Consider the following 8580-nt stretch of genomic DNA (forward strand, 5'->3'; position numbering starts at 1 on the left):
CACAGTCCAATTTTAAAAATTGTGAGACTTTTGATGCTGCAACTAACAGACCTTTGTAAAGGCTATGTGGATGGTGGAGAATTTCACCCTGTACTGCAAGGTGCTGAGTTGTCATTGGATCAAGGTGAGCAAGTTGCTTTGATGGGTGAGAGTGGTTCCGGTAAGAGCACGCTACTCAATCTTATTGCAGGTTTAGATACGGTTGATTCAGGAGAAATCCTATTTCCCAACTTTTCGATGCACCAAGTGGGTGAAAACCAGCGGACCTCATATCGAAGAAACAATGTAGGACTCATATTTCAGCAGTTTAACTTAATTCCTACCTTAAATATCGCCGATAATATTCGTTTTTGCCGACAGTTAAAGGGGCTACCCGAGGACACTGCATTATGGCGTCAAATCCTCTCATCTCTCGATCTTATGCCACTTTTAGGACGATACCCTGAAGAAGCATCTGGTGGCCAGCAACAGAGAGCTGCTATAGCTCGTGCTTTGTATATGGAACCCAAGTTATTACTCGCGGATGAACCTACTGGCAGTTTAGATGAGCGTAATGCTGAAGCTGTGATGCGATTACTAACGAGCTTAACCCGAGAATTAGAATGCACATTGTTATTAGTTACTCACAGTGAGCAAGTCGCCTCTCATATGGAGGGTAGGGTTCGCCTCCAAGGAGGGCTGCTACATGTTATGGCCCGTAGTTAAGGCATTGTTGGGCCATTACAGACGCTATCCTTTTCAAATCCTTCTTGTCTGGCTTGGTCTTACTTTAGGCGTTTCTCTCCTAGTTGGAGTTACGTCAATTAACAACCATGCAAAAAGCAGTTATCAGCATGGTGAGAAGCTTTTTTCTAACCCCCTCCCTTATCGAATTCGTCCTAAGCATATTACCAATAAAATACCACAAGGCTTTTATGTGCAACTTCGTCGAGATGGGTTTAACCAATGTGCACCTTTTGATCGGCTGAGACTTAATCTTAGCAATGGCTCTGAATTGATCTTGGTCGGTCTTGATCCTGTTACTATGTGGCAATTTCAACAGAGCCTCAACCTGAAAGATTTCCTTTCTCTTCCACTAATGGCACCCTCGCATCCAGTAATGGTGAGTGCTGATCTAGCAACACACATGAATTGGCAGGATGGAGATCAAATTACGTTAAGTGATGGCAGTACGCTTGGGCCGATTATTGTGGATAAGCGTGGTTTGATTCAGGGTACACGGGTAATTGCTGATATTTCACTGACAAGAATGATTGAACGCAAAGCAGGAATTTCTTTAATTGCCTGTGGTGAAATGCCGGCCGAAAAGCTGACTCGGTTAAAAAATTATTTACCTAATGGAATGACTGTAACGCGGAATTCTCGTGCCGAACTTGAGTCGATAACACAAGCGTTTCATATGAATTTAAGTGCTATGGGAATGTTAGCTTTTCTCGTAGGCTTGTTTATTTTTTATCAGGCAATGTCTTTGTCGTTGACTCAGAGGCAGCCTCTTGTTGGCATTATGCGTCAGACAGGGGTGTCAGGAAGCCAATTAACTATAGCTTTATCTATTGAGCTACTGGTCTTGATTTTTTTCAGTTGGTTGTGCGGTAATTTTTTAGGGATGATTCTTGCTAACCAGCTAATACCCGCTGTGTCAGGAAGCTTACGCGACTTGTATGACGCTAATGTCGGGCTTGTTGTTGCGTGGGATTGGTCGTCAGCTATGTATAGCTTGGCTATGTCAATGCTTGGTGCTTGTCTGACATGTGCATGGCCAATAGTTCGTTTGCTTAGAACCCAACCAATAAGGCTCACTGCTAGGCTATCATTAGTACGTTTTGCCGGTACTGAGTTTTCATTACAAGCTGCATTCGCATGTGTACTATGTGTTGTTGCTATTGCGATTTATCAGGCTCCTCAAACACAAGTCTCGGGATTCATCATCATTGCGCTAATGTTAGTGAGTGTGGCACTGTTTACACCGTATTTTATCTGGAAACTCTTTGATAGCCTCTCATACGTTCTTAAATGGCCCAAACTGAGATGGTTTTTTGCTGATGCTGCCGCAAGTATGAGTTATAGAGGGGTTGCTACAATGGCATTCATGTTGGCAATGGCTGCAAATATTGGTGTGGAGACCATGGTTGGAAGCTTCCGTGATACTACTGATAAATGGTTGAGCCAACGGCTAGCTGCGGATCTTTATATCTACCCAAGTAGCAGCTCTGCTACACGGATGACCAGTTGGTTGTCTGAACAGCCTGAAGTCGAGTCTGTATGGTGGCGATGGGAGCAGCAAATTGACTCAGTAGATGAAACTACTCAAGTTGTAAGTACAGGTCACTCTGATGGGGAGTGGGACTCTCTGACGGTGAAAATAGGTATTCCTAATTATTGGTATCATTTACATCACTCTAAAGGAGTGATGATCAGTGAGTCAATGGCGATTAAGCGAGGTATACGTCCCGGAGACAGTATTGACTTATTCGGTCAGTTAGGAAAAAGTTGGCAGGTAGTCGGCGTTTATTATGATTATGGCAACCCGTATAATCAGATCATGTTGTCTCACCACAACTGGCTAAAAGCGTTTAAAGATAGTGGTTCGGTGACCTTAGGAGTGATACTTCAAGATGGTATTAAAGCTTCAGGCCTAAAACATCGTTTACACTCTGTTTTTCGAGTGGGTGCTGAGCGAACTTATGACAATAGTCATATCCATAAGAAAGCAATGAAGGTTTTTGATAGGACTTTTTCTATTGCAGACACCCTTGGCAATATTACACTCGTTATTGCGATATGCGGTATTTTCTTCGCGAGTCTTGCTGGAGAGGTATCCCGTCAACGACATGTTTCATTACTTAGATGTTTAGGTATAACGGGTAAAGAATTAATTCTCATGGGCAGCTTACAACTGTTTCTTTTCGGTGTAATATCAGTCCTAATTGCTTTACCTCTAGGCCTAGCTTTGGCTAACCTTATAGTTGATATCGTTATGAAACCCTCTCTTGGATGGACGCTTAACCTCCAGTTGATTTCGGGAGAGTATTTTCAAACTAGCATTATGGCAATGTGCTCACTTATGCTAGCCGGAGCTCTACCAACGATGAGAATGATTCGACATACGCCAATGAAGTTTGTACGGAACTCTCTGTAGCATGGGAAAGGCTAATAGTCGGTTACGTTTGCTGACAGTGTTTGTCTTAATAACGGCCATTACTACTTCGGCTATTGGTTTTGTCTACTTGCAGTATTTTCTACCCCAAAAAACGAACTCCGACTCACTGCCTTATATAACCAAAACTCAAAGTATATTTGAGCCCGTCTTACCTAATGTTCCGGTCAAGCTTCCTGAAGACTTCAGTCTTCATGGTCAGTATCAGCATGAATTATGGCATTATTTTGCAATGTTAGAAGATGATCGTGGAGAGAAATATAGTCTTCAGTGGACCTACATCAGGATTGCGACAGATGATCGAGAGAGTAAAGGGTGGCAAGAACCACACCTCTATATTTCATATGCTGTGATAGCGAATGAAACTGAGACATGGAGAGAGCAACGACTTGCAAGAGGTGGTATTGGGCAAGCAGGGTTTTCCCATAAGCCTTTTCATTTATGGATCGATAATTGGAATCTTACTTCATCTAGTCAAGCTCCTTTTCCAGGGCATCTTAGCCTTATTAGTGACACATTTGATTTGCAGCTTAATATAACATCGTCGGCTCCTTGTGTTTTACCTGGTGATAAAGGCTATGTAGAAAATTACCCATTGCTATCCGTTGCTTCCTATAACCTTGCTTGCCCATTCCTTAAGGTAGAGGGTGATATAAAGTTAGGAAAAAAAGGGTTAACGTATGTAGAAGGCCAAGGCTGGATAAGCAAGGAATGGGGTACAGGTTTGATTAGACCTGTGAGTAAACATATGGACTGGTTTACGTTTAACTTAGATCATGAAACGGTACTGTCTGTAACTCGCTATAGCCAGTCAACAACCTCAGCGCATTGGCGAGGAGAGTTGTATCGCATTGATGGTCAAGTGCTTAGCTTGCTTCCACAGGGTGTTTCCATACAGCCGACAGAGTTTTCTTTTCTTACTGGTGGAAAGCGAATACCCACCAAGTGGAGAGTAGTCGTAAAAGAGCTCGGTATTGATTTGGTTATTAGTGCGATTGATAACGATTTTTGGCTGCCTTTTGTTATCCCATACTGGCAAGGGCCAATCAGGGCTTCTGGTTCACATGAAGCATCTGGTTTTATGCTCTTAATGGGGTATTAAGTCGCAAAGCCACTAAACTTTTTCTGTTTATCACAAGAGTTGTTGTTTATATTGGTAATTCTCTGAATTTACCTATAATTAAGACAGGAATAAACGTGGTGTTACTCTGTATTTATCGAAAATACCGAAGTATAACCTCCAAACAAGCGATTTTTCCTTAAGGATATCTATGCGTAAACTCAGTTCTATTGTTTGTTCATCGTTTATTAACATAATAATTAAAGGGACGATATCATGAATGATATTATTCGCCATTTTTTCAAAATGGAGTCATCTGGGGGCATTCTTCTCGTTATTGCAGCAGTGATTGCAATGACTATCGCCAATACACCGCTTAATGAAATTTACCAATCTGTTCTTCACTCTTATGTGCTAGGTTTGTCTGTTTCACATTGGATAAATGATGGCTTAATGGCGATCTTCTTCCTTATCATAGGCCTCGAGGTTAAACGAGAGCTATTAGAAGGGGCTCTCAAGTCGTGGGAAACCGCGATTTTCCCGGCAATCGCCGCTGTTGGTGGTATGCTGGCTCCCGCACTTATCTATGTAGCTTTTAATAGTAGTGATCCAGAAGCGATTCGGGGTTGGGCTATCCCTGCAGCTACAGATATAGCTTTTGCGCTAGGTATAATGGCTCTTCTTGGCAACCGTGTGCCAGTCAGCCTAAAAGTCTTCTTGTTGGCGCTGGCAATTATTGATGACTTGGGTGTTGTGGTGATCATTGCTCTATTCTATACGGGAGAGCTATCGACAACGGCGTTGGGTGTTGGTTTTGCAATGACCGCAGCGCTATTTATTCTAAATGCTAAGAAGGTAACAAGGTTGACCCCATATATGATAGTTGGGGCAATACTCTGGTTTGCAGTGCTTAAATCGGGTGTTCATGCAACTTTGGCAGGTGTGGTTATTGGTTTTGCCATACCTCTGAAAGGAAAGAAAGACGAGGAATCGCCACTTAAACGTATGGAGCATGGACTTCACCCTTATGTCGCTTTTGGGATACTTCCTTTGTTTGCTTTCGCTAATGCGGGTATTTCCCTCGCGGGTGTTTCGATTGATGGTTTAACATCTATGCTTCCATTGGGAATTGCACTTGGGTTATTGATTGGTAAGCCTCTTGGCATATACAGTTTTAGCTGGATCGCAGTAAAGGCTGGAATTGCTAAATTACCTGAGGGCATTAATTTTGTTCATATATTTGCAGTTTCAGTACTGTGCGGTATTGGTTTTACAATGTCTATCTTTATATCATCCTTGGCATTTGGTCAGGTCAATCCAGAGTACGATACCTATGCAAGACTAGGGATTCTCATGGGCTCGACGACTGCGGCAATCATTGGTTATATTCTGCTGAGTATATCTTTACCAAAAAAGACTAAGCTGGCTGATAAGCCAGCGTAAGATACAACGTAAAATTAAAAAACGCTCCATATACGAGGAGCGTTTTTCCATTTATCGATGAGCTATTTCTCTATAATGCTAAATATGCTCCACTCTTCAACAACTTTTTCATTTAGACCTACAACACTAGCGGTTACTCTTCGGTTAGCTGCATGTGCGACTTCATCATCACCTTCATCTTCCAACCTACTTTCTCCAAACCCCACTATGGTAACTCGCTCGGGAGCTATACCGTAATACAACAGCTCTTCTTCTACTGCGTTTGCTCTTTGTTCTGACAAATTATAATTGTATGCTTCAGGGCCGACTTTACTCGTATGTCCTTGTATCTGAATTGATGCTGATGTGTACTTCTCTAAGAAGTCAGCCATCATTTGTATCTGCTCTGCAAAAGCAGGATTAATTTCGTAAGAATCGTGAGCAAAGAGAACCCTCATAGCTAGCTCTTCTTGTTCTTTGACTAACTCCGCGCAGCCATCATTGTTGATTTTTGCACCTTCTGGGGTGTCTGGACAAATATCTCTTGCATTGATGACCCCGTCCCTGTCATCATCTAGTAGGTCTGCTATTTGAATGGCTTTCGGAGTGTCGATATAACTGTATTCATCTTCTTCATTAGCCTGAGACGTAAAAGATAAGGCAATACTAATGCTAGTAAGTGTAAATATACTTACGCTTTTCACGATCAATACTCCACTTGTTCCGCCCATTCAGATGGGACATCGACTAATAGGGAATCTAGTAAGTTGCCAGTGGCATTCATCACTCGATACTTTGCATATTGTTCTGCATAATGGGCATCAAGGTAATCTTTTCGTGCTTCAAATAACTCGTTTTCGGTATTGAGAAGGTCAAGAAGAGTTCTTTGTCCAATTTGATATTGCTTCTCGTACGCAATGACTGTCTCTGATGCTGAATCCACATGATCTGCAAGGAAGTTTTTCTGCTGCAAGGTGAGATCCAACGCACTCCATGATAATCTTAAGCTCTCTTCCACTTGACGATAAGCATCATCACGTAAGTCTTTTGCTCTGTTTAATTGGTATGCAGCACGTTCGGAAAGGTCTTTATCAGATCCTCCATTGAAAAGGTTATAGCTCAACCTGAGCATGGCTAGTGATTCATCACTGCTACCAACATTTCCTCCCGAATCATCCCTCCATGTTTGACTAGCTTCAACCGAGATCGTAGGGTAATAGCTACCTTTGGATTGTTTGTATTGATAACGAGCTGAATCGACATTAGCCTGAGAAATCCTAATTACTGGGTGATTATTAAAAGCAGTATCTAAGGCGTTTTCAAGCGTGATTGGTAGCTTAGACTCGTCAGCTCTAGGATAGATCAAACCCAATGGGCTCTGTCCAACTAACCTTTTGAACTGAGTGTGAGTGTCGATTAGGTTATTTTGCGCGGCAAGTAGATTACCATGAGCTTTAGCAATACGAGCTTCCACTTGGGTAACATCGGCAGTAGAGCCAATGCCTGAGTCTGCACGCTTTTTGATATCACGATATATCTCTTTGTGCACAGCAAGGTTACTTTCAGAAAGAGCGAGAACTTCATTTGATTTGACAGCATTAAGGTAAACTTCAGTGACCTCTAAAGCTAGGTCGGAAGCATCTGCCAATACTTGTAACCTAGATGATTCAGCTTGCGCTGAGGTCCTGTCTATGTCATTCAGAGTGGCATTACCGTCCCATAAAAGTTGGGTTAGTATGATGGATGCTTCTTTTCTGGTTAAGTCAGTATCAGATCTACCAGTAGACCTTGCTGGGCTGATACCTTCTCTACCTAACCCTGCGTCCAAATCCACATTGGGTAAGTAAGCTCCAGCAGAGGCATCTGCTTCTTTTAGCGCACTTTTATATAAATTAAACGTGCTCTTTATCTCTGGACTAGTTGCTAAAGTTATCGATACAGCTTGCTCAAGAGTTTGGCCGTTGCTGGTAAAACCAACGAAAGCGAGACTATTGGCAAGAATCGCTTGTTTCCAATTCAAGGGAGACTCCTTTCAAATTAATCTACTGAAAATAAGATAAAAGTCTTATAAATTAATCTTATTCACCTAAGTGCAATTCATTGAATAATATAGTACAACTGACTGAAAAAATGGAAACTTTTTACCAAAAATGCAAATTAAGTATCGAAAAGATGTAAAGCTTTACTAAACGTTTATTTACAGGTTGGCGCAATACGCATACAAGGACTAAAGTTAATATTATCCATAGCTGTGCTTATAGCAAAGGTGGGCGTTATTCATGTCAGTCGTTATTGATGCAAATGGTCAACTAAGAGAGCTTACTCCGGGAGAAGCACCGAGGGCAGGAGAAGTTATCGTTGAATTTGGACAAGGCGCTCCTGCAGCAACAGATCTGGATGCTCGATTAGTTACTGATGATGGCGAAACATTTGACATAGATCTAGATAGCGAAATAGCATCGATCTTCGATCAGATAGAACAGGGTATTGACCCAACCCAAAACGAAGAGTTTGCGACAGCCGCAGGGGGGCAAAATGGTTCGAGTCCTACCGGCACAGGTGATATCGACAGAACTGCTTTGCAAACAACAGTAAGAACTGATTTTGATACCACAGGTCTAGAGTCTCAGGGATTATCTGAAACTCAAAGCTTAGCATTATTGGACATAGTGACCGAAACAGTAATTGCAACTGAAGTGGATGCGGCCCCTGCAGATGACAACGCGCCAGAGTTTAATCAGGCGAGCTACGCCTTTAGCTACAATGAAAACCGCTCAGACAGCGATGTGCTTGGCACCGTAACCGCCAGTGACGCCGATGGCGAAAATGTCACCTACAGCATCACCACCAATGTCAGCAGCGGCGGGAACGATCTGTTTGAAATCAACGCCACCTCAGGGGAAATCAGTCTCACGGCGGCAGGGGTCAGCGCCTTTGCTAA

The 8580-nt window shown here is 42.5% G+C and carries 6 protein-coding genes and 1 pseudogene; 5 read left to right on the forward strand and 2 right to left on the reverse strand.

The window, feature by feature from the left end:
• Positions 1-33 precede the first annotated feature (33 nt).
• The 4 genes from AAFM34_RS14240 (at position 34) to nhaA (ending at position 5660) form a co-directional block, all read left to right on the forward strand.
• Positions 34-705 (forward strand): ABC transporter ATP-binding protein, encoded by a 672-nt coding sequence (locus AAFM34_RS14240; protein ID WP_341663929.1) that lies wholly within the window; start codon positions 34-36, stop codon positions 703-705.
• On the forward strand, positions 686-3139 hold the full coding sequence (locus tag AAFM34_RS14245; protein ID WP_341663930.1) for an ABC transporter permease: 2454 nt from the start codon (positions 686-688) through the stop codon (positions 3137-3139). The genes AAFM34_RS14240 and AAFM34_RS14245 overlap by 20 nt, the downstream gene beginning before the upstream one ends.
• 1 nt (position 3140) lies before the next feature.
• Complete coding sequence (locus AAFM34_RS14250) at positions 3141-4259, forward strand: lipocalin-like domain-containing protein (protein WP_341663932.1); 1119 nt, start codon at positions 3141-3143, stop codon at positions 4257-4259.
• 234 nt (positions 4260-4493) lie between these two features.
• Positions 4494-5660, forward strand: coding sequence for a Na+/H+ antiporter NhaA (gene nhaA, locus AAFM34_RS14255; protein ID WP_341663935.1), 1167 nt, complete (start codon positions 4494-4496; stop codon positions 5658-5660).
• 62 nt (positions 5661-5722) lie between these two features.
• Here nhaA and AAFM34_RS14260 read toward each other — a convergent pair whose 3' ends face one another.
• Together AAFM34_RS14260 and AAFM34_RS14265 are read right to left on the reverse strand one after the other, a co-directional pair.
• Positions 5723-6370 (reverse strand): OmpA family protein, encoded by a 648-nt coding sequence (locus tag AAFM34_RS14260; protein WP_371833280.1) that lies wholly within the window; start codon positions 6368-6370, stop codon positions 5723-5725.
• On the reverse strand, positions 6346-7659 hold the full coding sequence (locus AAFM34_RS14265) for a TolC family outer membrane protein (protein WP_341663939.1): 1314 nt from the start codon (positions 7657-7659) through the stop codon (positions 6346-6348). Before AAFM34_RS14265 ends, AAFM34_RS14260 begins: the two co-directional genes overlap by 25 nt.
• Positions 7660-7918: 259 nt before the next feature.
• On the opposite strand from AAFM34_RS14265, the pseudogene AAFM34_RS14270 reads away from it, so the two are divergent.
• Positions 7919-8580 (forward strand): annotated as a pseudogene (locus AAFM34_RS14270) (cadherin repeat domain-containing protein); the annotation flags it as partial.

The sequence above is a fragment of the Vibrio sp. genome (assembly GCF_038138445.1).
Lineage (GTDB): Bacteria > Pseudomonadota > Gammaproteobacteria > Enterobacterales > Vibrionaceae > Vibrio.